General features: G+C 61.8%; 22 protein-coding genes and 1 pseudogene. 18 read left to right on the top strand and 5 right to left on the bottom strand.

All coding sequences use genetic code 11. The features are described 5' to 3' along the window. The first annotated feature begins 61 nt into the window (after positions 1 to 61). Positions 62 to 1,654: an ABC transporter substrate-binding protein gene (locus HBO09_RS01320; protein WP_169991079.1), complete on the top strand. Its 1,593-nt coding sequence runs from the start codon at positions 62 to 64 to the stop codon at positions 1,652 to 1,654. 47 nt (positions 1,655 to 1,701) lie between these two features. Here HBO09_RS01320 and radC read toward each other — a convergent pair whose 3' ends face one another. Beyond that, positions 1,702 to 2,376 carry a DNA repair protein RadC gene (gene radC, locus HBO09_RS01315; protein WP_169991076.1) on the bottom strand — a complete coding sequence of 225 codons (675 nt, stop codon included), beginning with the start codon at positions 2,374 to 2,376 and terminating at the stop codon, positions 1,702 to 1,704. 131 nt (positions 2,377 to 2,507) lie between these two features. On the opposite strand from radC, the gene coaBC reads away from it, so the two are divergent. From coaBC to argB, 4 genes and pseudogenes are all read left to right on the top strand, one after another. Beyond that, positions 2,508 to 3,716, top strand: a complete 1,209-nt coding sequence (gene coaBC / locus HBO09_RS01310; protein WP_029289805.1) for a bifunctional phosphopantothenoylcysteine decarboxylase/phosphopantothenate--cysteine ligase CoaBC — start codon at positions 2,508 to 2,510, stop codon at positions 3,714 to 3,716. Between the two features lie 5 nt (positions 3,717 to 3,721). Further along, on the top strand, positions 3,722 to 4,177 hold the full coding sequence (gene dut, locus HBO09_RS01305; protein ID WP_029289808.1) for a dUTP diphosphatase: 456 nt from the start codon (positions 3,722 to 3,724) through the stop codon (positions 4,175 to 4,177). 148 nt (positions 4,178 to 4,325) lie between these two features. Further along, positions 4,326 to 5,732: pseudogene (locus HBO09_RS01300) on the top strand (phosphomannomutase/phosphoglucomutase); the annotation flags it as partial. A 21-nt stretch (positions 5,733 to 5,753) separates the two neighbouring features. Beyond that, positions 5,754 to 6,659 (top strand): acetylglutamate kinase, encoded by a 906-nt coding sequence (gene argB, locus HBO09_RS01295; protein ID WP_029289812.1) that lies wholly within the window; start codon positions 5,754 to 5,756, stop codon positions 6,657 to 6,659. 166 nt (positions 6,660 to 6,825) lie between these two features. Here the strand turns inward: argB and pyrE are convergent, their stop codons facing one another. Beyond that, positions 6,826 to 7,470, bottom strand: a complete 645-nt coding sequence (gene pyrE / locus HBO09_RS01290; RefSeq protein ID WP_169991072.1) for an orotate phosphoribosyltransferase — start codon at positions 7,468 to 7,470, stop codon at positions 6,826 to 6,828. Positions 7,471 to 7,552: 82 nt separating this feature from the next. On the opposite strand from pyrE, the gene HBO09_RS01285 reads away from it, so the two are divergent. After that, on the top strand, positions 7,553 to 8,332 hold the full coding sequence (locus HBO09_RS01285) for an exodeoxyribonuclease III (RefSeq protein WP_029289816.1): 780 nt from the start codon (positions 7,553 to 7,555) through the stop codon (positions 8,330 to 8,332). A gap of 58 nt (positions 8,333 to 8,390) precedes the next feature. Here HBO09_RS01285 and HBO09_RS01280 read toward each other — a convergent pair whose 3' ends face one another. Both HBO09_RS01280 and rph read right to left on the bottom strand, forming a co-directional pair. Then, a complete protein-coding gene (locus HBO09_RS01280; protein ID WP_169955413.1) occupies positions 8,391 to 8,759 on the bottom strand; it encodes a DUF4870 domain-containing protein in 369 nt (122 codons plus the stop codon). Positions 8,760 to 8,782: 23 nt separating this feature from the next. Next, entirely contained in the window at positions 8,783 to 9,505 is a 723-nt protein-coding gene (rph, locus tag HBO09_RS01275; RefSeq protein ID WP_057961002.1) for a ribonuclease PH, read from the bottom strand. Positions 9,506 to 9,737: 232 nt separating this feature from the next. Here rph and HBO09_RS01270 point away from each other — a divergent pair, with 232 nt between their 5' ends. From HBO09_RS01270 to HBO09_RS01245, 6 genes are all read left to right on the top strand, one after another. Then, a complete protein-coding gene (locus HBO09_RS01270) occupies positions 9,738 to 10,601 on the top strand; it encodes a YicC/YloC family endoribonuclease (RefSeq protein ID WP_169991070.1) in 864 nt (287 codons plus the stop codon). Between the two features lie 10 nt (positions 10,602 to 10,611). Next, on the top strand, positions 10,612 to 11,232 hold the full coding sequence (gene gmk / locus HBO09_RS01265) for a guanylate kinase (protein WP_169991068.1): 621 nt from the start codon (positions 10,612 to 10,614) through the stop codon (positions 11,230 to 11,232). A 167-nt stretch (positions 11,233 to 11,399) separates the two neighbouring features. Next, positions 11,400 to 11,663: a DNA-directed RNA polymerase subunit omega gene (gene rpoZ, locus HBO09_RS01260; protein ID WP_032856811.1), complete on the top strand. Its 264-nt coding sequence runs from the start codon at positions 11,400 to 11,402 to the stop codon at positions 11,661 to 11,663. A 60-nt stretch (positions 11,664 to 11,723) separates the two neighbouring features. Then, positions 11,724 to 13,829, top strand: coding sequence for a bifunctional GTP diphosphokinase/guanosine-3',5'-bis pyrophosphate 3'-pyrophosphohydrolase (gene spoT, locus HBO09_RS01255; protein WP_032856810.1), 2,106 nt, complete (start codon positions 11,724 to 11,726; stop codon positions 13,827 to 13,829). 37 nt (positions 13,830 to 13,866) lie between these two features. Continuing rightward, the gene (locus HBO09_RS01250) at positions 13,867 to 14,247 is read left to right on the top strand and encodes a RidA family protein (protein ID WP_025130815.1); all 381 of its coding nucleotides are present in this window, start codon (positions 13,867 to 13,869) and stop codon (positions 14,245 to 14,247) included. A 55-nt stretch (positions 14,248 to 14,302) separates the two neighbouring features. Beyond that, on the top strand, positions 14,303 to 15,046 hold the full coding sequence (locus HBO09_RS01245; RefSeq protein WP_169991066.1) for a hypothetical protein: 744 nt from the start codon (positions 14,303 to 14,305) through the stop codon (positions 15,044 to 15,046). 48 nt (positions 15,047 to 15,094) lie between these two features. Here the strand turns inward: HBO09_RS01245 and HBO09_RS01240 are convergent, their stop codons facing one another. Continuing rightward, positions 15,095 to 15,946: an SDR family oxidoreductase gene (locus HBO09_RS01240; protein ID WP_169991064.1), complete on the bottom strand. Its 852-nt coding sequence runs from the start codon at positions 15,944 to 15,946 to the stop codon at positions 15,095 to 15,097. 190 nt (positions 15,947 to 16,136) lie between these two features. Here HBO09_RS01240 and exbB point away from each other — a divergent pair, with 190 nt between their 5' ends. From exbB to HBO09_RS01210, 6 genes are all read left to right on the top strand, one after another. Continuing rightward, positions 16,137 to 17,150 (top strand): tonB-system energizer ExbB, encoded by a 1,014-nt coding sequence (exbB, locus tag HBO09_RS01235; protein WP_169991062.1) that lies wholly within the window; start codon positions 16,137 to 16,139, stop codon positions 17,148 to 17,150. 6 nt (positions 17,151 to 17,156) lie between these two features. After that, complete coding sequence (exbD, locus tag HBO09_RS01230; protein WP_029289838.1) at positions 17,157 to 17,582, top strand: TonB system transport protein ExbD; 426 nt, start codon at positions 17,157 to 17,159, stop codon at positions 17,580 to 17,582. Further along, positions 17,579 to 18,325: an energy transducer TonB gene (locus HBO09_RS01225; protein ID WP_029289840.1), complete on the top strand. Its 747-nt coding sequence runs from the start codon at positions 17,579 to 17,581 to the stop codon at positions 18,323 to 18,325. Before exbD ends, HBO09_RS01225 begins: the two co-directional genes overlap by 4 nt. 190 nt (positions 18,326 to 18,515) lie before the next feature. Then, positions 18,516 to 19,436, top strand: coding sequence for a hydrogen peroxide-inducible genes activator (locus tag HBO09_RS01220; RefSeq protein WP_057444217.1), 921 nt, complete (start codon positions 18,516 to 18,518; stop codon positions 19,434 to 19,436). Between the two features lie 8 nt (positions 19,437 to 19,444). Continuing rightward, positions 19,445 to 21,520, top strand: a complete 2,076-nt coding sequence (recG, locus tag HBO09_RS01215) for an ATP-dependent DNA helicase RecG (protein WP_057961010.1) — start codon at positions 19,445 to 19,447, stop codon at positions 21,518 to 21,520. Positions 21,521 to 21,732: 212 nt separating this feature from the next. Beyond that, positions 21,733 to 23,133: an aminoacyl-tRNA deacylase and HDOD domain-containing protein gene (locus tag HBO09_RS01210; RefSeq protein ID WP_169991060.1), complete on the top strand. Its 1,401-nt coding sequence runs from the start codon at positions 21,733 to 21,735 to the stop codon at positions 23,131 to 23,133. Positions 23,134 to 23,234: the final 101 nt, after the last annotated feature.

Below are 23,234 nucleotides of genomic sequence, written 5' to 3'. Positions count from 1 at the left end.
CGGTAGGACTTTTCCAGACTGCACTCGCAGATGGGCCTCCGATCTGCAAAGGAAACCGACCATGCGCCTCGCTGCCCTGCCACTCCTACTCGCCCCGCTCTTCCTCGCCCCACTGGCCCAGGCGGCCGGCACGTTGAGCGTCTGCACCGAGGCCAGCCCCGAAGGGTTCGACGTGGTGCAATACAACTCGCTGACCACCACCAACGCCTCGGCGGATGTGCTGATGAACCGCCTGGTGGACTTCGACGCCGCGAGCGGCAAGCTGGTGCCAAGCCTGGCCGATAGCTGGGAAGTCTCGCCGGACGGCCTGACCTACACCTTTAAATTGCACCCGGACGTCAAATTCCACCGCACTGCGTATTTCAACCCAAGCCGCAGCCTCACGGCTGAAGACGTGCGTTTCAGCTTCGAGCGCATGCTCGACCCAGCCAACCCCTGGCACCAGATCGCCCAAAGCGGCTTCCCCCACGCCCAGTCGCTGCAACTGCCAGCGCTGATCAAGAAGATCGACGCCCTCGACCCGCTGACCGTGCGTTTTACTCTGGATCACGCCGACTCCACCTTCCTCGCCGCGCTGAGCATGGGCTTTGCCTCGATCTACCCCGCAGAATACGCCGACAAGCTGCTCAAGGCCGGCACCCCGGAAAAACTCAATAGCCAACCCATCGGCACCGGGCCCTTCGTTTTCGGGCGCTTCCAGAAAGATGCGGTCATTCGCTACAAGGCCAACCCGGATTACTTTGCCGGCAAGCCTGCTGTGGATAACTTGATCTTTGCTATCACCCCGGATGCCAATGTGCGCCTGCAGAAACTGCGCCGGGACGAATGCCAGATCGCCTTGTCACCCAAACCCCTGGATATTGGCGAGGCGCAAAAGGATGCGGCGCTCAAGGCAGAAAAAACCGCAGCGTTCATGACCGCCTTTGTCGCCATCAACAGCCAGCACCCGCCACTGGACAAACCCGAGGTGCGCCAGGCAATCAACCTGGCCTTCGACAAGGCCAGCTACCTCAAGGCCGTGTTTGAAGGCACCGCCGAAGCCGCCAATGGGCCTTACCCAGCCAATACCTGGAGCTATGCCAAGGAGTTGCCGGGTTATCCACAAGACATCGCCAAGGCCAAGGCACTGCTGGCCCGAGCCGGCCTGAGTGACGGCTTCAAGACTACGATCTGGACGCGGCCATCGGGCAGCCTGCTCAACCCCAACCCGAGCCTGGGCGCCCAGTTGTTACAGGCGGACCTGGCCAAGGTCGGCATCCAGGCAGAGATTCGCGTGATCGAATGGGGCGAGCTGATTCGCCGCGCCAAGGCCGGCGAGCACGATCTGCTGTTCATGGGCTGGGCCGGCGACAACGGCGACCCGGATAACTTCCTGACCCCGCAGTTTTCCTGTGCTGCGGTCAAATCCGGCACCAACTTCGCCCGTTACTGCGACCCAGCGCTGGACAAGCTGATCAGCGCCGGCAAGACCACCAACGAGCAAGGCGTGCGCAGCAAGCTGTACCAACAAGCGCAGGCGCAGATCCAGCAGCAGGCACTGTGGTTGCCACTGGCCCATCCGACAGCCTTTGCCCTGACGCGCAAGAATGTCGAGGGGTATCAGGTCAGCCCGTTTGGGCGCCAGGACTTCTCCAAAGTCAGCGTCACCCCCTGACCCGTCCTGTGTAGGAGCCGGCTTGCCGGCTCCTACGAGGGATTGCGCTATATCCAGCCGTACTCAGCCATCGACAGCGGATCACCCTCGCCGACGATGATGTGATCCAACACCCGCACGTCCACAAGATCCAGGGCTTTTTGCAGCACCTTGGTCAATTTTCGATCAGCGATGCTCGGCTCGGCATTCCCGGAGGGGTGGTTGTGGCACAGGATCAACGCCGCCGCGTTGTAGTCCAGGGCGCGCTTGACCACTTGTCGTGGGTAAACCGTGGCGTTGTCGATGGTGCCCTGGAACAACGCTTCGAAGCCCAGCACCCGGTGCCTTGAATCGAGAAACAGGCAGCCAAATATCTCGTGGGGCTGATGGCGCAACAGCGCCTTGAGGTAATCACGCACGGCGACCGGGCTTTCCAGTACCGACTCATTACGCACATGCTCGGCCAGATGGCGCCGGCCCATTTCCAGCACCGCCTGCAACTGGGCAAATTTAGCCGGCCCCAGCCCCAGATGCTGGATGAATATGGCCTGCCGGGCCTCCAGCAGTGCGCGCAGGCTGCCAAACTGCTCCAGCAGATGGCGCGCCAGATCCACTGCGCTTTTACCCGAGACACCGGTGCGCAGGAATATCGCCAGCAACTCGGCATCCGAGAGGCTGGCCGCCCCCAACTCCAAAAGCCTCTCCCGCGGACGCTCCGCCGCAGGCCAATTGCGAATACTCATGGCACCTCCCTGTGCATGTGCGCCGCTGTTGCATGGCGGACGCTGTGTTATCTTAGCCCCTCTTTTTTGCGCGCGATTTCTCCTGGGGAGGGGGGATCGCAACGCCATCACTGAACTGGAAAGGCAAACCAATGCAGCGTCTGTATCGGAAACGCATCGTTCTCGGCGTCGGCGGCGGCATTGCCGCCTACAAGAGCGCAGAGTTGGTTCGCAGGCTCCTGGACCAGGGCGCTGAAGTGCGCGTGGTCATGACCCGTGGCGGCAGTGAGTTCATTACCCCGCTGACCATGCAAGCCCTGTCTGGCCACCCGGTTCACCTGGACCTGCTGGACCCGGCGGCCGAAGCTGCCATGGGTCATATCGAACTGGCCAAATGGGCCGACCTGGTGCTGATCGCACCCGCCACCGCCGACCTCATCGCGCGCCTCGCCCAGGGTATTGCCGACGACCTGCTGACCACGCTGGTACTGGCCACCGACGCTACCGTCGCCATCGCCCCGGCGATGAACCAGGCCATGTGGCGCGACCCAGCCACCCAGGCCAACACCCAATTGCTGCAAAGCCGTGGCCTCAAGGTCTTCGGCCCGGCCTCCGGCAGCCAGGCCTGTGGCGACGTCGGCCTGGGCCGCATGCTCGAAGCCACGGACCTGGCGCTGTGCGCCGCCGAGTGTTTCCAGCACCTGGCCCTGACCGGCAAGCACGTACTGATTACCGCCGGCCCGACCCAGGAAAACATCGACCCCGTGCGCTACATCACCAACCATAGCTCAGGCAAAATGGGCTTCGCCCTGGCTGAAGCCGCGGTTGAGGCAGGCGCGCGCGTGACCCTGATCACCGGCCCGGTGCACCTGCCAACCCCGGACCGGGTCACCCGCATCGACGTAGTCAGCGCCCGTGACATGCTCGCGGCCTGTGAGGCGGCGATTCCCTGCGATGTGTTTATCGCTTCGGCAGCGGTCGCAGACTACCGCCCGGAAGTAGTTGCGCCGCAAAAACTCAAGAAAGACCCTACAAGCGGGGACGGCCTGCTCCTGCAAATGGTCCGTAACCCGGACATTTTGGCCACCATCGCCACCCGCGCAGATCGTCCGTTCAGCGTCGGTTTCGCCGCCGAAACCGAAAACCTGCTGGACTACGCCGCACGCAAACTGAAAGACAAAAACCTCGACCTGATCGTTGCCAATGATGTCGCCAACCCGAGCATCGGCTTCAACAGCGAGGAAAACGCCTGCAGCGTGATTGACCGCGAGCTGCATGCAACCCTTTTCGCCCAGACCAGCAAGGGCAAGATTGCCCGCCAACTGATCTCTTTTATCGCCCAACGGCTGAACCAGGTTTAATTTCCATGCACGCTTTGCAAGCCAAGATCCTCGACCCCCGCATCGGCAGCGAATTCCCACTGCCGGCCTACGCCACACCGGGCTCCGCCGGCCTGGACCTGCGCGCCATGCTCAAGCAAGACACCGTCCTTGAGCCGGGCCAGACCCTGCTGATCCCCACTGGCCTGTCGATCTACGTCGGCGATCCCGGCCTGGCCGCACTGATCCTTCCGCGCTCGGGCCTGGGCCACAAACACGGTATCGTCCTGGGCAACCTGGTAGGCCTGATCGACTCCGACTACCAGGGCGAACTGATGGTCTCGTGCTGGAACCGTGGCCAGACCGCCTTCAACATCGCCGTCGGCGAGCGTATCGCCCAACTGGTGCTGGTACCGGTGGTGCAGGCGCATTTCGAACTGGTGACCGAGTTTGACGAAACCCAGCGCGGCGCAGGCGGTTTCGGGCATTCCGGCAGCCACTGATTACGCTCAGGCATGCCGGGCTCCGCGTCCGGCATGCCCCGATGGCATTTTCGCAGCACGAACTCTAGGCCAAAAACGCCGTCTTACACTTCAGTTTGAGCCTGCCGGTCGCCATATTCAGGCCTGTCCGCCCCGTATCAATGGAGTTTCCCCAGTGATGAGCAACTCAGCCCCAGTCGCACCGACGTTTCCCGACAGCATTTTCCGCGCCTACGACATCCGTGGCGTCGTCCCGAAAACCCTGACCGCCGAAACCGCCTACTGGATCGGCCGCGCCATTGGCTCCCAAAGCCTGGCCCAGGGCGAGCCTAACGTCTCTGTGGGGCGTGACGGCCGCTTGTCCGGACCCGAGCTGGTGGAACGCCTGATCCAGGGCCTGGCCGACAGCGGCTGCCATGTCAGTGACGTAGGCCTGGTGCCGACGCCGGCGCTGTACTACGCCGCCAACGTGCTGGCCGGCAAGTCGGGCGTGATGCTCACCGGCAGCCACAACCCATCGGACTACAACGGCTTCAAGATCGTGATCGCCGGCGACACCCTGGCCAACGAACAGATCCAGGCCCTGCACACTCGCCTGAAGACCAATGACCTGACCAGCGGCAAGGGCAGCATCACCAAGGTCGATATCCTCCAGCGCTACTCCGATGAAATCACCCGTGACGTCAAGCTTGAGCGTCGCCTGAAGGTCGTGGTGGACTGCGGCAACGGCGCCGCTGGCGTGATCGCCCCGCAACTGCTCGAAGCCCTGAACTGTGAAGTAATCCCGCTGTTCTGCGAGGTCGATGGCAACTTCCCCAACCATCACCCGGACCCGGGCAAGCCTGAGAACCTGGTGGACCTGATCGCCAAGGTCGAAGAAGTGGGCGCCGATGTCGGCCTGGCCTTCGATGGCGACGGCGACCGCGTGGGCGTGGTGACCAACACCGGTAGCATCGTGTTCCCCGACCGCCTGCTGATGCTGTTCGCCCGCGACGTGGTAGCGCGCAACCCCGGTGCCGAGATCATCTTCGACGTCAAATGCACCCGGCGCCTGACACCGCTGATCAAGGAATACGGTGGCCGCCCACTGATGTGGAAGACCGGTCACTCGCTGATCAAAAAGAAAATGAAGGAAACCGGCGCCCTGCTGGCTGGCGAGATGAGCGGCCATGTGTTCTTCAAGGAACGCTGGTTCGGTTTTGACGACGGCATCTATAGCGCCGCCCGCTTGCTGGAGATCCTCAGCAAGGAAAAATCCAGCGCCGAGGATCTGTTCGAGACCTTCCCGAACGATATTTCTACGCCGGAAATCAATATCCATGTGACCGAAGAGAGCAAATTCAGCATCATTGACGCACTGCACGATGCGCAATGGGGCGAAGGTGCCAACCTGACCACCATTGATGGTGTGCGAGTCGATTATGCCGAAGGCTGGGGCCTGGTTCGTGCGTCCAACACCACTCCGGTGCTGGTCCTGCGTTTCGAGGCGGATACCGAGGCCGAGTTGCAGCGCATCAAGGACGTGTTCCACGCCCAGTTGAAACGTGTTGCCCCTGATCTCCAACTACCGTTCTGATTATTTGCCCCGGAGCCCTGAATGACCCTCGAACGCGAAGCCGCCGCCAACACCGCCAAGGTCCTTTCCGAAGCGCTGCCTTACATTCGACGCTACGTCGGCAAGACGCTGGTGATCAAGTACGGCGGCAATGCCATGGAAAGCGACGAGCTGAAAACCGGCTTTGCCCGCGACATCGTGCTGATGAAAGCCGTCGGGATCAACCCGGTGGTGGTCCACGGCGGCGGCCCGCAGATCGGTGACCTGCTCAAGCGCTTGTCCATCGAGAGTCATTTCATCGACGGCATGCGCGTCACCGATGCGCAGACCATGGACGTGGTGGAGATGGTCCTTGGCGGCCAGGTGAACAAAGACATCGTCAACCTGATCAACCGTCATGGCGGCAGCGCTATCGGCCTGACCGGCAAGGACGCCGAACTGATCCGCGCGAAGAAGCTCACCGTGACCCGCAAGACCCCGGAGATGACCCAGCCGGAAATCATCGACATCGGCCAGGTAGGGGAAGTGATCGGCATCAACACCGACCTGCTGAACCTGCTGGTCAAGGGTGATTTCATTCCGGTCATCGCGCCGATCGGCGTGGGTGCCAACGGCGAGTCCTACAACATCAACGCCGACCTGGTCGCCGGCAAAGTAGCCGAGGCCCTGAAGGCCGAGAAACTGATGCTGCTGACCAACATCGCCGGCCTGATGGACAAGGAAGGCAAGGTGCTGACCGGCCTGACCACCCAGCAAGTCGACGATTTGATCGCCGACGGCACCATCTACGGCGGTATGCTGCCGAAGATCCGCTGCGCACTGGAAGCCGTGCAAGGTGGCGTAGGCAGCTCGCTGATCATTGATGGACGGGTGCCGAACGCAGTGTTGCTGGAGATCTTTACCGATACCGGCATGGGCACGCTGATCAGCAATCGCAAGCGTCCTTAAGCACCAGAAAACAAAAGGCCCCGCTCAATCAAATTGAGCGGGGCCTTTTGTTTGCACGCGATCCAAATGTGGGAGCGGGCTTGCTCGCGAAAGCGGAGTGTCAGTCACTGAATATGTTTCTGACCTACCGTATTCGCGAGCAAGCCCGCTCCCATAGGGTTCGGTATCAGACGCCGAATTGCTCTCGGTATGCACGAACAGCCGGCAAATGCTGCTTGAGCTGTGAGTCGTCTTCGAGGAACTGCAATACCTGGTTCAGCGACACAATGCTGACCACCGGAATACCAAAATCACGCTCCACTTCCTGGATCGCCGACAACTCACCGTTGCCACGCTCCTGGCGGTTCAGGGCAATCAGCACGCCAGCGGCCTTGGCGCCGTCCTGGGACGCAATGATCTGCATCACTTCACGAATCGCGGTGCCAGCGGTGATCACATCATCGATGATCAGTACATCACCGGTCAGCGGCGCGCCGACCAGGCTGCCGCCTTCGCCATGGGCCTTGGCTTCCTTGCGGTTGAAGCACCACGGCAGATCCCGGTCGTGATGTTCTGCCAGGGCCACTGCGGTCGCGGCGGCCAGCGGAATACCTTTGTAGGCCGGGCCGAACAGCACATCGAAGGAAATACCGCTTTCAACGATGGCAGCAGCGTAGAAACGCCCCAGTTGCGCCAGGGCAGAACCCGAGTTGAACAGGCCGGCATTGAAGAAGTATGGGCTGGTGCGCCCGGACTTGAGGGTGAACTCACCGAAGCGCAAAACCCCGCGATCGATGGCAAAACGAATGAAATCGCGTTGATACGCCTGCATGAAAAAAGCCTCAGATACCACGGATTTAGCTAAATAGGTAGACGGCGTGTATCATACACGCACGCGATTTTTGGGGCCATTTATGCGGATCATCAGTGTGAACGTTAATGGTATTCAGGCTGCAGTCGAGCGTGGTTTGCTCAGTTGGCTGCAAGCCCAGAATGCCGACGTCATCTGCCTGCAGGACACCCGCGCCTCCGCCTTTGAACTGGACGACCCAGCCTTCCAACTGGATGGCTACTTCCTTTATGCCTGTGATGCCGAAGTCCCTGCCCAAGGTGGCGTGGCTCTGTATTCACGGTTGCAACCCAAGGCGGTCATCAGCGGCCTCGGCTTCGAGACAGCCGATCGCTACGGGCGCTACCTGCAAGCCGATTTCGACAAAGTCAGTATTGCTACCTTGCTGCTCCCTTCGGGGATGAACGGCGATGAAGACTTGAACCAGAAGTTCAAGCTAATGGACGATTTCGCCCGTTATCTGGATAAACAGCGACGCAAACGTCGCGAGTACATTTATTGTGGCTCGTTGTACGTGGCGCAACAGAAGCTGGATATCAAGAACTGGCGTGACAGCCAGCAATCCCCGGGTTTCCTGGCGCCGGAACGGGCCTGGATGGACGAGATTGTCGGCAACATGGGCTATGTAGATGCCCTGCGCGAAGTCAGCCGTGAAGGCGACCAGTACAGCTGGTGGCCGGACAACGAACAGGCCGAGATGCTCAACCTGGGCTGGCGTTTTGACTACCAGCTGCTGACCCCCGGCCTGCGCCGGTTTGTCCGCAGCGCACGTCTGCCTCGTCAACCGCGCTTCTCGCAACACGCGCCGTTGATCGTGGACTACGACTGGACCTTGACCATCTAAGGTCAATATCCAGGCACAAAAAAACCGACATCGCTGTCGGTTTTTTTGTGGGCGATCATTATTTGATCAATCGCCATGTGAGCGGGTAACGGTAGGCAATGCCTTTATTGGCCTTGACCCCGCCGATGATGGTCAACACCAGCGCGGCGATCACCAACACCACCATCAGCAGGAAGCCGATCACCACGAACCCCAGGACAAAGCAGACCAGCCATGCAATAGCCACGGTCAGCTGGAAGTTCAGCGCTTCCTTGCCCTGGTCATCGATCAATGGGTCCATGTCCTTCTTCACCTGCCACAGGATCAAAGGCCCCAGCACACTGCCAAAGGGGAACACCAGGCCAAGGAACGCCGCGAAGTGACAGAGCATGGCCCACTGGCGCACTTCCTTGTTCTGGGCTGACACGGGAAGCTGGTTGTCACTCATGGCGTTACTCCTTGAGGCCGGTTTCAGTCAGCCAGTGCGGCGTTCTGCAGTTCGAAGATTTCGCTCATGCCTTTCTGGGCCAGGGCCAGCATGGCGTTCAGGTCTGCCGGCTGGAACGGCGCGCCTTCGGCGGTGCCCTGCACTTCGATGAACCCGCCGGTGCTGGTCATGACCACGTTCAGGTCGGTCTCGGCCGCCGAGTCTTCCAGGTAGTCCAGGTCCAGCACAGGCTCGCCCTGGTACATGCCCACCGATACAGCTGCAATCATCTGCTTGAGCGGGTCGCCGCCTTTCAGGCCGCCGCGCTTCTTGATCACTTTCAGCGCATCGACCAGGGCCACCATGGCGCCAGTGATGGACGCGGTGCGGGTGCCACCGTCGGCCTGGATCACGTCGCAGTCGACGTACAGGGTCACATCGCCCAGCTTGGACATGTCCAGCGCAGCGCGCAGGGAACGGCCGATCAAGCGCTGGATTTCCAGAGTGCGACCGCCCTGCTTGCCACGGCTGGCTTCACGCTGGTTACGTTCGCCGGTGGCGCGCGGCAACATGCCGTATTCGGCGGTCAACCAACCCTGGCCCTGGCCTTTGAGGAAACGCGGCACGCCGTTTTCAACGCTGACGGTGCAGATGACCTTGGTATCGCCAAACTCGACCAGTACAGATCCCTCGGCGTGTTTGGTGTAGTTGCGGGTGATGCGGATCGAGCGGAGCTGATCGGCAGCGCGACCACTTGGACGTTTCATAGGGGATACCTGTACTAAGGACGAAAAACTGCCGAGCATTATAGAGCCGCAGGCCGCTTCGCGGCACTGCTAATAAATTCGGTTACTAAAGGGCTGCCCTGGCACCCCTTGTCACAGCCAGCATTTGGGGGCGCTTGCCCCGTTGCGCTACAATCCTGCGCCTTCGCAGCCAGTCGGCTTCAATCTACCCACCAGCCCGCCCATTGGCGGGACTGTATCGCGAGGTACCTCCATGGTGCATAGCATGACCGCCTTCGCCCGCGTCGAAAAAGCCGGCGCCCAAGGCACCCTGAGCTGGGAATTGCGCTCGGTCAACAGCCGCTACCTGGAGCCGCACCTGCGCCTGCCCGAGTCCTTTCGCGACCTTGAAGGCGCAGTGCGCGAAGCGCTGCGCGCCGGTATCTCCCGCGGCAAGCTGGAGTGCACCCTGCGCTTTACCGAGGAAACCACTGGCAAGCCGCTGCAGGTTGACCGCGAGCGCGCCGCGCAGCTGGTCGCTGCCGCTGAAACCATTGCCAGCCTGATCAAGCAGCCGGCGGCACTGAACCCACTGGAAGTCCTGGCCTGGCCAGGCGTACTGGTGGCCGACGCCACTGACCCTCAGGCACTGAACGCCGAGGCCCTGGCCCTGTTCAACCAGGGCCTCAAGGAGCTCAAGGCCGGCCGTGAGCGCGAAGGCGCCGAACTGGCCCGGCTGATCAATGAGCGCCTGACCGCCATCGAAGACGACGTCGTGACCCTGCGCGAGCTGGTGCCACAAATGCTGGCCACCCAGCGCCAGAAAGTCCTCGACCGCTTCACCGACATGAAGGCCGACCTCGATCCGGTACGCCTGGAACAGGAAATGGTTCTGCTCGCACAAAAAAGCGACGTCGCCGAAGAACTCGACCGCCTGAGCACCCATATCCTGGAAGTGCGCCGCGTGCTCAAGTCGGCCGGTGCCGCTGGTCGGCGCCTGGACTTCCTGATGCAGGAACTCAACCGCGAAGCCAATACACTGGGCTCCAAAGCCTTCGACCCGCGCAGCACCCAGGCTGCGGTCAACCTCAAAGTGTTGATCGAGCAAATGCGCGAACAAGTACAGAATATTGAGTAAGGCAACTCCCATGACCCACAGCACCGGCACCCTGTACATCATTTCCGCCCCCTCGGGCGCGGGCAAAAGCAGCTTGGTCAAGGCCCTGACTGACACCAACCCGGAGATCCGCGTATCAGTCTCCCACACCACCCGCGCCATGCGCCCCGGTGAGGTGAACGGTGTGAACTATCACTTCGTCGAGCGCAGCGAGTTCGTGAAGATGATCGAGCACGGTGACTTCCTGGAGCGCGCCGAAGTGTTCGGCAACCTCTATGGCACGTCCCAGAGCCACCTGCAGCAGACCCTGGACGAAGGCCACGACCTGATCCTGGAAATCGACTGGCAGGGCGCCGAACAGGTCCGCCAATTGATGCCCAAGGCACGCTCGATCTTTATCCTGCCGCCGTCCCTGGAGGCCTTGCACCAGCGCCTGACCAACCGCGGCCAGGACAGCGACGAGATCATCGACGGGCGCATGCGCGAAGCCGTCAGTGAAATGAGCCACTATGTGGACTACGACTACCTGATCATCAACGACGATTTTGCCCACGCCCTGGACGACCTGAAGGCGATTTTCCGCGCCAATCAGCTCCAGCAAAAACGCCAACAGCAGCGTTTTGGCAAATTGTTGGCCGAACTGCTCGGTTGAATGGCTCTTCCCAAAACCGCTGCAAGGGCCTTACATTGGCACTTGTAGCGTGTTTGCCGGGGCCTGCGGAAAATCAGCGCTTCCCTAAACGCTGGTGATTTTTTAAACTGTTGAGTCCGCTCGCCCAACCGGGCAGCGCGCATCTTGCATTCGCTCCGAGGAATACCATGGCCCGCGTAACCGTTGAAGACTGCCTAGAACACGTGGATAACCGCTTTGAGCTGGTCATGCTCTCTACCAAGCGTGCCCGTCAATTGGCCACTGGCGGCAAAGAGCCGTTGCTCAATTGGGAAAATGACAAGCCTACCGTGATGGCCCTGCGCGAAATCGCTGCCGGCGTGATGAGCTATGACTACATCGCCAGCGCTGAAATCGTTGAAGACGAACCGCTGTTTGCAGCGTTCGAGGACGAGTCCAACGAGGCCGTCTAAGCCTATGCCTGGTCGACGTAGCACGGCGCGGGGTCACAGCCTTCGGCAGGAGTTAACACTTTGCCGAGTATAGACGCCCTCGCCGATCGCTTATCGACCTACCTCGGTACCGACCAGGTCAACCTGGTCCGCCGAGCGTATTTCTACGCCGAACAAGCCCACGACGGCCAACGCCGCCGCAGCGGCGAGGCGTATGTCACCCATCCTCTTGCGGTGGCCAATATTCTTGCCGACATGCACATGGACCATCAGAGCCTGATGGCCGCGATGCTGCATGACGTGATCGAAGACACCGGCATCGCCAAGGAAGCGCTCAGTGCGCAATTTGGCGAAACCGTGGCCGACCTGGTCGACGGGGTCAGCAAGCTGACCCAGATGAACTTCGAGACCAAGGCCGAGGCCCAGGCCGAGAACTTCCAGAAAATGGCCATGGCCATGGCCCGGGATATCCGGGTGATCCTGGTCAAGCTGGCCGACCGGCTGCACAACATGCGCACGCTGGAAGTGCTGTCCGGTGAAAAACGCCGGCGCATCGCCAAGGAAACCCTGGAAATCTACGCGCCCATCGCCAACCGGCTGGGCATGCATGCCATTCGTATCGAATTCGAAGACCTTGGCTTCAAGGCCATGCACCCGATGCGCTCGGCGCGCATCTATCAGGCGGTCAAGCGCGCCAGGGGCAATCGCAAGGAAATCGTCAACAAGATCGAAGAGTCCCTGAGTCATTGCCTGGCAATCGACGAGATTGAAGGCGAAGTCAGCGGGCGGCAGAAACATATCTACGGCATCTACAAGAAGATGCGCGGCAAGCGTCGGGCGTTCAACGAGATCATGGACGTGTATGCGTTCCGGATCATCGTCGACAAGGTCGATACCTGCTACCGCGTGCTGGGCGCTGTACATAATTTGTACAAACCCCTGCCAGGACGTTTCAAGGACTACATCGCCATTCCCAAGGCCAACGGCTATCAGTCGCTGCATACCACACTGTTCGGTATGCATGGGGTGCCGATCGAGATCCAGATCCGCACCCGGGAAATGGAAGAGATGGCCAACAATGGCATCGCTGCCCATTGGCTGTACAAATCCAGCGGCGACGAGCAGCCCAAAGGCACCCATGCCCGCGCCCGCCAGTGGGTCAAGGGCGTGCTGGAAATGCAGCAACGTGCCGGCAACTCCCTGGAATTTATCGAAAGCGTGAAGATCGACCTGTTCCCGGACGAGGTCTATGTGTTCACGCCCAAAGGCCGAATCATGGAGCTGCCCAAGGGCTCCACGGCGGTCGACTTTGCCTACGCGGTACACACCGACGTCGGCAACAGCTGCATCGCCTGTCGGATCAATCGTCGCCTGGCCCCGCTGTCGGAGCCGTTGCAAAGCGGCTCCACCGTGGAGATCGTCAGCGCACCGGGGGCCCGTCCGAACCCGGCGTGGCTCAACTTCGTAGTCACCGGCAAGGCACGTACCCATATCCGCCATGCGCTGAAGCTGCAACGCCGGTCCGAGTCCATCAGCCTGGGTGAACGCCTGCTGAACAAGGTACTCAACGGCTTTGACAGCTCCCTGGAGAAGATCCCCGCCGAGCGCGTGCAGGCGATCCTCCACGAGTACCGCCAGGAAACCATCGAAGACCTGCTCGAAGATATCGGCCTGGGCAACCGCATGGCTTACGTCGTCGCCCGTCGCCTCCTGGGCGAAGGCGAGCAGTTGCCAAGCCCCGAAGGCCCGCTGGCCATTCGCGGCACCGAAGGCCTGGTCCTCAGCTACGCCAAGTGCTGCACGCCGATCCCGGGCGACCCGATTGTCGGGCACCTGTCCGCCGGCAAAGGCATGGTGGTGCACCTGGATAACTGCCGCAATATCAGCGAAATCCGCCACAACCCGGAAAAATGCATCCAGCTGTCATGGGCCAAGGATGTGACCGGCGAATTCAACGTCGAACTGCGAGTGGAGCTGGAGCACCAGCGCGGGCTGATCGCCCTGCTGGCCAGCAGTGTCAACGCCGCCGACGGCAATATCGAAAAAATCAGCATGGACGAACGCGATGGTCGCATCAGCGTGGTCCAACTGGTGGTCAGCGTGCACGACCGTGTGCACCTGGCCCGCGTGATCAAGAAACTGCGTGCCCTGACCGGGGTTATCCGCATCACTCGCATGCGCGCATAACGCCCCCCTATAGCCCGGACATTACAAGGAGTCATTCATGACCAAGACTGTTATCACCAGCGACAAGGCACCTGCCGCCATCGGTACTTACTCCCAGGCGATCAAGGCGGGCAACACCGTCTACATGTCCGGCCAGATCCCACTGGATCCAAAGACCATGGAGCTGGTTGAAGGCTTCGAAGCGCAGACCGTACAAGTCTTCGAAAACCTCAAGTCGGTAGCCGAAGCAGCGGGCGGTTCGTTCAAAGACATCGTCAAATTGAACATCTTCCTCACCGACCTGAGCCACTTCGCCAAGGTCAACGAGATCATGGGCAAGTACTTCGAACAACCTTACCCAGCCCGCGCCGCCATTGGCGTTGCCGCCCTGCCCAAGGGTTCGCAGGTTGAGATGGACGCGATTCTGGTCATCGAGTAATACATTCGGCGCAACCCTAGGGGTTGCGCCGACTTCGTTTTAAAAGGATTTCGTAATGCGCAAAGCGCTCGTTGCCTCCACGCTGCTCACCCTGTTCCTTGGCGGCTGCGCCAGCAATCCTGCCGCCCGGGATGTGAGCGGCACCTGGATCAACCAGGTCGCCATCGATGCGGCGTCCAAGGGCGGCCCTTTGCGTGAAGCTCTGCAGGCCTATGGTCCGAACCTCGAATGGGAGGTCAATACCCGGGCCAACCAGGCACGTTACTTCAACGGCTTTGAACGCCCTGAAGGCAAGCTGGAAGGCGAAAAAGCCGGCACCTGGAATGTCGATTTCTACGGCAGCTCAACCACCGAACTCAAGCGTGATGGCAAGCAGTTGCTGCAAGTGGCCAACGACAATGAGCCCGAGCAGCTGTTTGACCGCCCTAAAGACCCAGCCCCCGAAGGCGCGCCCCTAGGCGCCAACTTCGAACGGGCGCTGTACTCGGCCTATATGGGCGGTAGCTGGAAAATCACCAGCGGCAGCGGCCTGGGCGAGACCGTACAGTTCCAGGCCAACGGCCAAGTCACCGGCCTGCCCGGCGCGGACCAATACTCACTGTGCCTGGCCGGCGATTGCGCCTCTATGAGCGGTGGCTACGACAGCATCTGGCTGCAAAAGAGCGGCCAGGGCAACCCGTGGATCTTCAGCCGCAATGACAAGCAACTGGAGATTTTCCAGGCGATCAATACGTCCCAGGCCGATGAAGTGCCTTCGTTTACCCCCGGGCCGCGCCAGTGGTTGCTGGAAAAACAGTAACCTAGATGTGTGAGCGAGCAAACCCGCTCACACATTTTTGACCGCGTTTCAGCCTTTGAGAATAGCGGCGTAGCCTTCGCGATAACTGGGATAGGTTGGCGTCCAACCCAGGGCCTTGGCCCGCGCATTGCTGCACTGCTTGCTGCCCGCGCGCCGCACGCTGGCGTCTTCGGCCCATTCGGTCACCCCAAGGTACTCACGCAGCCAGCCCACGACTTCAGCCAGCGGCGCAGGCGCGTCATCGACGCCGATATAGACCTTGTCCAACGAACCGCCCTGCTCTACATGTCGCAGCAGAAAAGCCAACAACCCTGCCGCATCATCGACATGTATCCGGTTGCCATATAAAGGTGGCTCAACCGCCACGCGATAGCCCTGGCGCACCTGGCTCAACAACCATTCACGGCCAGGCCCGTAGATACCGGTCAAACGCACGGCCGTGGCCGGGATACCACTGTTGAATGCCACTTGCTCGGCTTCCAGCATCACCTGCCCGGAATAGCCGACGGCCTGAGTGGGCGAGGTCTCATCGACCCATTCACCATTTTGCTGCCCATAGACGCTGCTGCTGGACACAAACAACAGCTGCTTGGGCTGCTGGCCATAGTCGCCAAGCCACTCCAGCACATGCTGCAAACCCTCGACGTAGGCCTTGCGATAGCCCGCTTCGTCATGGTCGGTGGCGGCTGCGCAGTACACCAGGTAATCCACACCACCGATCGGCCAGGTGTCAGGACAATCCTTTTTGAACAGGTCGCCGGCAATCCCGATCACCCCTTCCGGCAGGCGCGAGACATTACGCCGCAGACCATGCACCTCCCAACCCGCAGCTAGCAATTGACTCGCCAGCCGACTACCTACATCACCACAACCGGCAATCACCACAGAAGGCGCAGACATCACAAAACTCCGTTCCCAAAGGTCTAGATTAGCCCTCACAGGTGACCAGCGGCCAGAAAAAGCACAAATAAAGTTACTGTATTACTTCTGTTAACAAGAATTACTTGCAATAATAACCGCCCATTTGTCCTCGGCCGTCCTCCGGCCTGGCAGGACAACTACTTATTTTCAACTCTTAGGTCCGGCCAGCATGACACGCAATAACCTCCCCGCTTCGCCAACCAAGCCTCACAGTCCATCCCGCGCCTGGCGTGCGATTGCTGCGGTGCTGTTCAGCGCCCTGCTGGCTCCGACCGCCGCGTTCGCCGATGCCACTGCTCCGGCGACCCCACCTGCCGCTACCGCACCAGCCCCGGCTGCGGCCGCCGCACCTGAGCAAAATGCCGCCGTACCAGGTGCCCCGGCTGCCGCACCTGCCGCCACCGACCCGGTCGCCACCGAGGGTGTGACCCCGCAAGATGAAACCGGCGTGGTCCTGGAAGAAGACAACACTCTGGGCATGGCCCACGACCTGTCCCCGTGGGGCATGTACCAGAACGCCGACATCATCGTGAAGATCGTGATGATCGGCCTGGCCATTGCCTCGATCATCACCTGGACCATCTGGATCGCCAAAGGCTTCGAGCTGCTGGGCGCCAAACGCCGCCTGCGCACTGAAATCGCCAACCTGAAAAAAGCCACCACCCTTAAAGAAGCCAGCGAAAGCGCGGCCATCAAGGGCACCCTGGCGCACCTGCTGGTGCACGACGCGCTGGAAGAAATGCGCCTGTCGGCCAACACCCGCGAAAAAGAAGGCATCAAGGAACGTGTCAGCTTCCGCCTCGAGCGCCTGGTAGCGGCCTGCGGTCGCAACATGAGCAACGGCACTGGCGTGCTGGCAACCATCGGTTCTACCGCGCCGTTCGTCGGTCTGTTCGGTACCGTGTGGGGCATCATGAACAGCTTCATCGGCATCGCCAAGACCCAGACCACCAACCTCGCCGTCGTCGCCCCCGGCATCGCCGAAGCCTTGCTGGCAACTGCGCTGGGCCTGGTCGCCGCGATTCCTGCGGTGGTGATCTACAACGTATTCGCCCGCTCGATCGCCGGCTACAAGGCCCAGGTGTCGGATGCTTCGGCAGAAGTTCTGCTGCTGGTCAGCCGTGACCTCGATCACTTGCCTACCGAGCGCAGCTCGCAACCGCACATGGTGAAAGTGGGGTAATCGGCCATGGGCCTGCATTTGAATCAAGGTGACGACGAGCTCGTCGAGAACCACGAAATCAACGTCACGCCGTTTATCGACGTGATGCTGGTGCTGCTGATCATCTTCATGGTGGCAGCACCCTTGGCCACGGTGGACATCAAGGTCGACCTCCCCGCCTCCAGCGCGAAACCCGCGCCCCGGCCGGAGAAACCGGTGTTCCTCAGCGTCAAGGCTGACCAGCGCCTGTTCCTGGGCGAAGAAGAAGTCAAATCCGAAACCCTCGGCGCGGTGCTCGATGCCCGCACCCAGGGCAAGAAAGACACGACGATCTTCTTCCAGGCCGACAAGGGCGTGGACTACGGCGACCTGATGAGCGTGATGGATGCCCTGCGGGCCGCCGGCTACCTCAAGGTCGGTCTGGTCGGACTTGAGACGGCAGCCAAAAAATGATCACGACGCGCCACAAACTGACGCGTTATGGCACCAGCCTCGCCGTCGTGCTGGGCGTCCACGCCGTCGCGATCATCCTCGCGTACCAGTGGTCGGCGCCACATATGGTGCAGTTGCCACCAGCGGCCATGGTCATCGACCTGGCGCCGCTGCCGGCACCACCGCCTCCGGCCCCGCCGAAGGTGGTGACGCCTCCACAACCGCCAGCTCCGGTGGAAGAGCTGCCATTGCCGAAACTGGCAGAGGCCCCCAAGCCGACGATTTCCGTGCCCAAGCCGGTCAAACCCAAGCCTAAGCCACAGCCGCCCAAGCCTGAGAAGAAGATCGAGCCGCCCAAGGAGAAACCTTCCGAGGATCCGCCAAGCGAAAGCCCGGCGAATAATGCACCTTCGGAAAAATCGGCTCAGCCGCAACCCGGCCCTTCGCCGGCGCAGATCGCGGCCAAGGCAACGTGGGAAAGTACGCTGCTCGGTCACTTGGCGAAGTACAAGAAGTACCCGCCAGGCGCCCAGGCCCGTGGCAAGGAAGGCTTGAACCGCTTGCGGTTCGTGGTGGATGCCGAAGGTAAGGTGCTGTCCTATGAACTGGTGGGCCGCTCCGGCAACGCCGATCTGGACCGCGCTACCCTGGAGATGATCCGTCGCGCCCAGCCGCTGCCCAAGCCACCGGCCGACATGTTGAAAAACGGCAGCATCGAAATCGTTGCGCCGTTTGTCTACAACATCGAGAAACGCCGCCGCTGACCCAGTCGGAGCGGGCTTGTCGGATCGCGGCGGTGCGGCGATCCGACAAGCCCCCTCCCACATTCAGGACCCGCTTCAGCGTTAAGCAAAATCCCCCGCACAAACCGCTCAATCCCCACTCTAGTTCTGATAACGTGCGCCTATCGATTGCAGCCGGTATGCTTGGCCCGCAACCTCATGGACGCCCGCTATGACTCTTACAGAATTGCGTTACATCGTGACCCTCGCCCAAGAGCAACACTTCGGCCATGCCGCCGAACGTTGCCATGTCAGCCAGCCGACGCTGTCGGTGGGCGTGAAGAAGCTTGAAGACGAACTCGGTGTGCTGATTTTCGAGCGCAGCAAAAGCGCCGTGCGCCTCACCCCGGTAGGCGAAGGCATTGTGGCCCAGGCCCAAAAGGTGCTGGAGCAGGCCCAGAGCATTCGTGAACTGGCCCAGGCCGGCAAGAACCAGCTGACTGCCCCGCTCAAAGTCGGCGCGATCTACACCGTCGGCCCGTACCTGTTCCCGCACCTGATCCCGCAACTGCACCGCGTCGCGCCGCAGATGCCGCTGTATATCGAAGAAAACTTCACCCACGTACTGCGCGACAAACTGCGTAACGGTGAGTTGGACGCGATCATCATCGCCCTGCCGTTCAATGAAGCCGACGTGCTGACATTGCCGCTCTACGACGAGCCGTTCTACGTGCTGATGCCCGCCTCCCACCCGTGGACCCAGAAAGACACGATCGACGCAAGCCTGCTCAACGACAAGAGCCTGCTGCTGCTCGGTGAGGGTCATTGCTTCCGCGACCAGGTCCTGGAAGCCTGCCCGACCCTGACCAAGGGCAACGATGGCGCCAAGCACACCACCGTCGAATCCAGCTCCCTGGAGACCATTCGCCATATGGTGGCGTCCGGCCTGGGTATTTCGATCCTGCCGTTGTCGGCCGTGGACAGCCATCACTACGCCGCAGGCGTGATTGAAGTGCGTCCACTCACCCCGCCCGTGCCGTTCCGCACCGTGGCGATTGCCTGGCGCGCCAGCTTCCCGCGCCCCAAAGCGATCGACATCCTCGCCGACTCAATCCGCCTGTGCTCGGTGGCCAAGCCGCCTGCTGCGAGCTAAGCAAGCGTATGACTGAGCTTTCGCAGGTGTCGGTGACGGCACTCAAGGGTGTCGGTGAAGCCATGGCCGAGAAACTGGCCAAGGTTGGCCTGGAAAACCTCCAGGACGTGCTGTTTCACCTGCCCCTGCGCTATCAGGACCGCACCCGCGTAGTGCCCATCGGCCATCTGCGCCCTGGGCAGGATGCCGTGGTCGAAGGCACCGTCAGCGGTGCCGATGTGGTGATGGGCAAGCGCCGCAGCCTGGTGGTGCGCCTGCAGGACGGCACCGGCGGCCTGAGCCTGCGCTTCTACCATTTCAGTAACGCGCAAAAGGAAGGCCTCAAGCGTGGTACCCGTGTGCGTTGCTACGGCGAAGCCCGGCCGGGCGCGTCGGGCCTGGAAATCTACCATCCGGAATACCGTGCCATTACCGGCGACGAACCGCCTCCGGTAGACACCACCCTCACCCCCATCTACCCACTCACCGAAGGCCTGACGCAACAGCGCCTGCGCCAGTTGTGCATGCAGACCCTGACCCTGCTCGGCCCGCAGAGCCTGCCCGACTGGCTGCCGCAAGAGCTGGCCCGCGACTACCAATTGGCGCCCCTGGCTGACGCGATCCGCTATCTGCATCATCCTCCGGCCGATGCCGATGTGGATGAGCTGGCCCTGGGGCATCACTGGGCCCAGCATCGCCTGGCCTTCGAAGAGTTGCTGACCCACCAACTGTCCCAGCAACGCCTGCGCGAAAGCATGCGTTCCCTGCGTGCCCCGGCGATGCCCAAGGCCACGCGCCTGCCCGCGCAGTACTTGGCCAACCTCGGTTTTGCGCCGACCGGCGCGCAGCAGCGCGTAGGCAATGAAATCGCCTACGACTTGAGCCAGAAAGAACCCATGCTGCGCCTGATCCAGGGCGATGTTGGCGCCGGCAAGACCGTGGTCGCCGCCCTGGCCGCGCTGCAGGCCCTGGAGGCCGGTTACCAGGTGGCGCTGATGGCGCCGACCGAGATCCTCGCCGAGCAGCACTTCATCACCTTCAAGCGCTGGCTCGAACCCCTGGGCCTGGAAGTGGCGTGGCTGGCGGGCAAGCTCAAGGGCAAGAACCGCACGGCCGCCCTGGAGCAGATCGCCGCCGGCGCGCCGATGGTGGTCGGCACCCACGCGCTGTTTCAGGATGAGGTTAAATTCAAGAACCTGGCCCTGGTGATCATCGACGAGCAGCACCGTTTCGGCGTGCAGCAACGTCTGGCCCTGCGCGAAAAAGGCGTGGGCGGGCGAATGAACCCGCACCAGTTGATCATGACCGCCACCCCGATCCCGCGCACGCTGGCCATGAGTGCCTACGCCGACCTCGACACCTCGATCCTCGACGAGCTGCCGCCGGGCCGGACGCCCGTCAACACGGTGCTGGTCACCGACACCCGCCGCGTCGAAGTGATCGAGCGCGTGCGCGGCGCCTGCGCCGAAGGGCGCCAGGCCTATTGGGTGTGCACGCTGATCGAAGAGTCCGAAGAGCTGACCTGCCAGGCCGCCGAAACCACCTACGAAGACCTCACTAGCGCCTTGGGCGAGCTCAAGGTCGGGCTGATCCATGGGCGCATGAAGCCTGCGGAAAAAGCCGCGGTGATGGCCGAGTTCAAGGCCGGCAACCTGCAACTGCTGGTGGCGACTACCGTGATTGAAGTCGGCGTGGATGTACCCAACGCCAGCCTGATGATCATCGAAAACCCCGAGCGCCTGGGCCTGGCGCAACTGCACCAGCTACGCGGCCGTGTCGGCCGGGGCAGTGCCGCCAGCCACTGTGTGTTGCTCTACCATCCGCCGCTGTCGCAGATTGGCCGCCAGCGCCTGGGGATCATGCGCGAGACCAACGACGGCTTCGTGATTGCCGAAAAAGACCTGGAACTGCGCGGCCCCGGCGAGATGCTCGGCACCCGCCAGACCGGACTGCTGCAATTCAAGGTGGCCGACCTGATGCGCGACGCCGACCTGTTGCCCGCCGTACGCGACGCCGCCCAGGCCCTGCTGGAGCGCTGGCCGCACCACGTCAGCCCGCTGCTGGATCGCTGGCTGCGCCACGGCCAACAATACGGCCAGGTCTGACCCCGCGCCCCTGTAGGAGCGAGTTTGCTCGCGAAGAACGCCCAGGCGCCACGGATATGCCGGTGCCCCGCTTAATCGTTAAGGTTCCTCGCGAGCAAGCTCGCTCCTACAGTAACGGGGACCGCCAACACCATCACAAACCACAGTTAGACACCCCTGCGCCGGACCAAGCTGGTTATACTCCAAGCAAATGTAGGAAATTGGATCCGGCCATGTCAGAAGTTGCCCACGCCACAGCCCCGCCGACCGCACCCACGGTCATTCGGGACCTGCTCGCAAAACTCGCCGTCAGTTACAAGGAAGTCGCCGAACACCCAGGCCTGAACCCAGCGCGCAAGGTTCAAGCGGTACTGCTCGATGACGCCGTGGGCGCCCTGATGGTGCTGTTCCCCCAGAGCCAGCTGCTGGATCTCAATCGCCTGACCGAATTGACCGGCCGCAACCTCACCGCCGTGGCTCCGGAACGCCTGGAGCGTATGCTCGGCAAACACAGCCTGAGCCTGCTGCCTGGCCTGCCACCGCTGACCAGTTCACCGTGCCTGTACGAAGAAAGCCTGCTGCGCGAGCCGACTTTACTGGTGCACTCGGGCGAAGCCACGGTGCTGCTGGAGATCTCCAGCGAAGACTTCAAGTGCATGCTGAACAAAGCCAGTGCGGCCAAATTCGGCGAGCCCTTGAGCAGCATCCGGCCCAACTTCGACCGCCCCAACGACGACCGCGACGAGATCTCCCAAGCGATGCAGGCGTTTACCGCCCGGCGCATCCAGCAACGCCTGGAGGCCACCATCGAGATCCCGCCGCTGGCCGACACTGCGCAGAAGATCATCAAGCTGCGGGTCGACCCCAACGCGACCATCGACGACATCACCGGCGTCGTGGAAACCGACCCGGCCCTGGCCGCGCAAGTGGTGAGTTGGGCGGCATCGCCGTACTACGCCTCGCCGGGCAAAATCCGCTCGGTAGAGGACGCCATTGTGCGCGTGCTGGGCTTCGACCTGGTGATCAACCTGGCCCTGGGCCTGGCGCTGGGCAAGACCCTGAGCCTGCCCAAGGACCATCCGCAACAGGCCACGCCTTACTGGCATCAGTCGATCTACACCGCGGCAGTGATCGAAGGCCTGACCCGCGCCATGCCCCGCGCCCAGCGCCCGGAAGCCGGCCTGACCTACCTGGCGGGCCTGCTGCACAACTTTGGCTATCTGTTGCTGGCCCACGTCTTCCCGCCGCACTTCTCGCTGATCTGCCGGCACCTGGAGGTCAACCCGCACCTGTGCCACAGCTATGTCGAGCAGCACTTGCTGGGGATCAGCCGCGAGCAGATCGGCGCCTGGCTGATGCGTTACTGGGATATGCCGCAAGAGCTGTCCACGGCCCTGCGCTTTCAGCACGACCCAAGCTACGACGGCCAGTACGCCGAATACCCGAACCTGGTGTGCCTGGCCGTGCGCTTGCTGCGCGGGCGCGGGATTGGCTCCGGGCCTGAAGCCGAGATTCCGGACGAGCTGCTGGAGCGCCTGGGCCTGGACCGCAGCAAGGCAGAGGATGTGGTGAGCAAGGTGCTGGATGCTGAGGTGTTGCTGCGGGAGTTGGCGTCGCAGTTCAGCCAGGGGTAAATCTGGCGTCTGTTGTATCGCTATCGCGAGCAAGCCCGCTCCCACATTCGACTGCATTCCAAAGGTAGAACCCGGTCAAATGTGGGAGCGGGCTTGCTCGC

Origin of the sequence: Pseudomonas sp. WS 5027 (assembly GCF_012985695.1) — a bacterium.
GTDB lineage: Bacteria > Pseudomonadota > Gammaproteobacteria > Pseudomonadales > Pseudomonadaceae > Aquipseudomonas > Aquipseudomonas hygromyciniae.
This window is presented reverse-complemented; position numbering and strand designations above follow the sequence as displayed.

Bases quoted from the DNA above. Each gene is read 5' to 3' on its own strand.
- HBO09_RS01320 (WP_169991079.1), top strand. From the start codon at position 62: ATGCGCCTCGCTGCCCTGCCACTCCTACTCGCCCCGCTCTTCCTCGCC.
- radC (WP_169991076.1), bottom strand. From the start codon at position 2,376: ATGAGTATTCGCAATTGGCCTGCGGCGGAGCGTCCGCGGGAGAGGCTT.
- coaBC (WP_029289805.1), top strand. From the start codon at position 2,508: ATGCAGCGTCTGTATCGGAAACGCATCGTTCTCGGCGTCGGCGGCGGC.
- dut (WP_029289808.1), top strand. From the start codon at position 3,722: ATGCACGCTTTGCAAGCCAAGATCCTCGACCCCCGCATCGGCAGCGAA.
- argB (WP_029289812.1), top strand. From the start codon at position 5,754: ATGACCCTCGAACGCGAAGCCGCCGCCAACACCGCCAAGGTCCTTTCC.
- pyrE (WP_169991072.1), bottom strand. From the start codon at position 7,470: ATGCAGGCGTATCAACGCGATTTCATTCGTTTTGCCATCGATCGCGGG.
- HBO09_RS01285 (WP_029289816.1), top strand. From the start codon at position 7,553: ATGCGGATCATCAGTGTGAACGTTAATGGTATTCAGGCTGCAGTCGAG.
- HBO09_RS01280 (WP_169955413.1), bottom strand. From the start codon at position 8,759: ATGAGTGACAACCAGCTTCCCGTGTCAGCCCAGAACAAGGAAGTGCGC.
- rph (WP_057961002.1), bottom strand. From the start codon at position 9,505: ATGAAACGTCCAAGTGGTCGCGCTGCCGATCAGCTCCGCTCGATCCGC.
- HBO09_RS01270 (WP_169991070.1), top strand. From the start codon at position 9,738: ATGGTGCATAGCATGACCGCCTTCGCCCGCGTCGAAAAAGCCGGCGCC.
- gmk (WP_169991068.1), top strand. From the start codon at position 10,612: ATGACCCACAGCACCGGCACCCTGTACATCATTTCCGCCCCCTCGGGC.
- rpoZ (WP_032856811.1), top strand. From the start codon at position 11,400: ATGGCCCGCGTAACCGTTGAAGACTGCCTAGAACACGTGGATAACCGC.
- HBO09_RS01250 (WP_025130815.1), top strand. From the start codon at position 13,867: ATGACCAAGACTGTTATCACCAGCGACAAGGCACCTGCCGCCATCGGT.
- HBO09_RS01245 (WP_169991066.1), top strand. From the start codon at position 14,303: ATGCGCAAAGCGCTCGTTGCCTCCACGCTGCTCACCCTGTTCCTTGGC.
- HBO09_RS01240 (WP_169991064.1), bottom strand. From the start codon at position 15,946: ATGTCTGCGCCTTCTGTGGTGATTGCCGGTTGTGGTGATGTAGGTAGT.
- exbB (WP_169991062.1), top strand. From the start codon at position 16,137: ATGACACGCAATAACCTCCCCGCTTCGCCAACCAAGCCTCACAGTCCA.
- exbD (WP_029289838.1), top strand. From the start codon at position 17,157: ATGGGCCTGCATTTGAATCAAGGTGACGACGAGCTCGTCGAGAACCAC.
- HBO09_RS01225 (WP_029289840.1), top strand. From the start codon at position 17,579: ATGATCACGACGCGCCACAAACTGACGCGTTATGGCACCAGCCTCGCC.
- HBO09_RS01220 (WP_057444217.1), top strand. From the start codon at position 18,516: ATGACTCTTACAGAATTGCGTTACATCGTGACCCTCGCCCAAGAGCAA.
- recG (WP_057961010.1), top strand. From the start codon at position 19,445: ATGACTGAGCTTTCGCAGGTGTCGGTGACGGCACTCAAGGGTGTCGGT.
- HBO09_RS01210 (WP_169991060.1), top strand. From the start codon at position 21,733: ATGTCAGAAGTTGCCCACGCCACAGCCCCGCCGACCGCACCCACGGTC.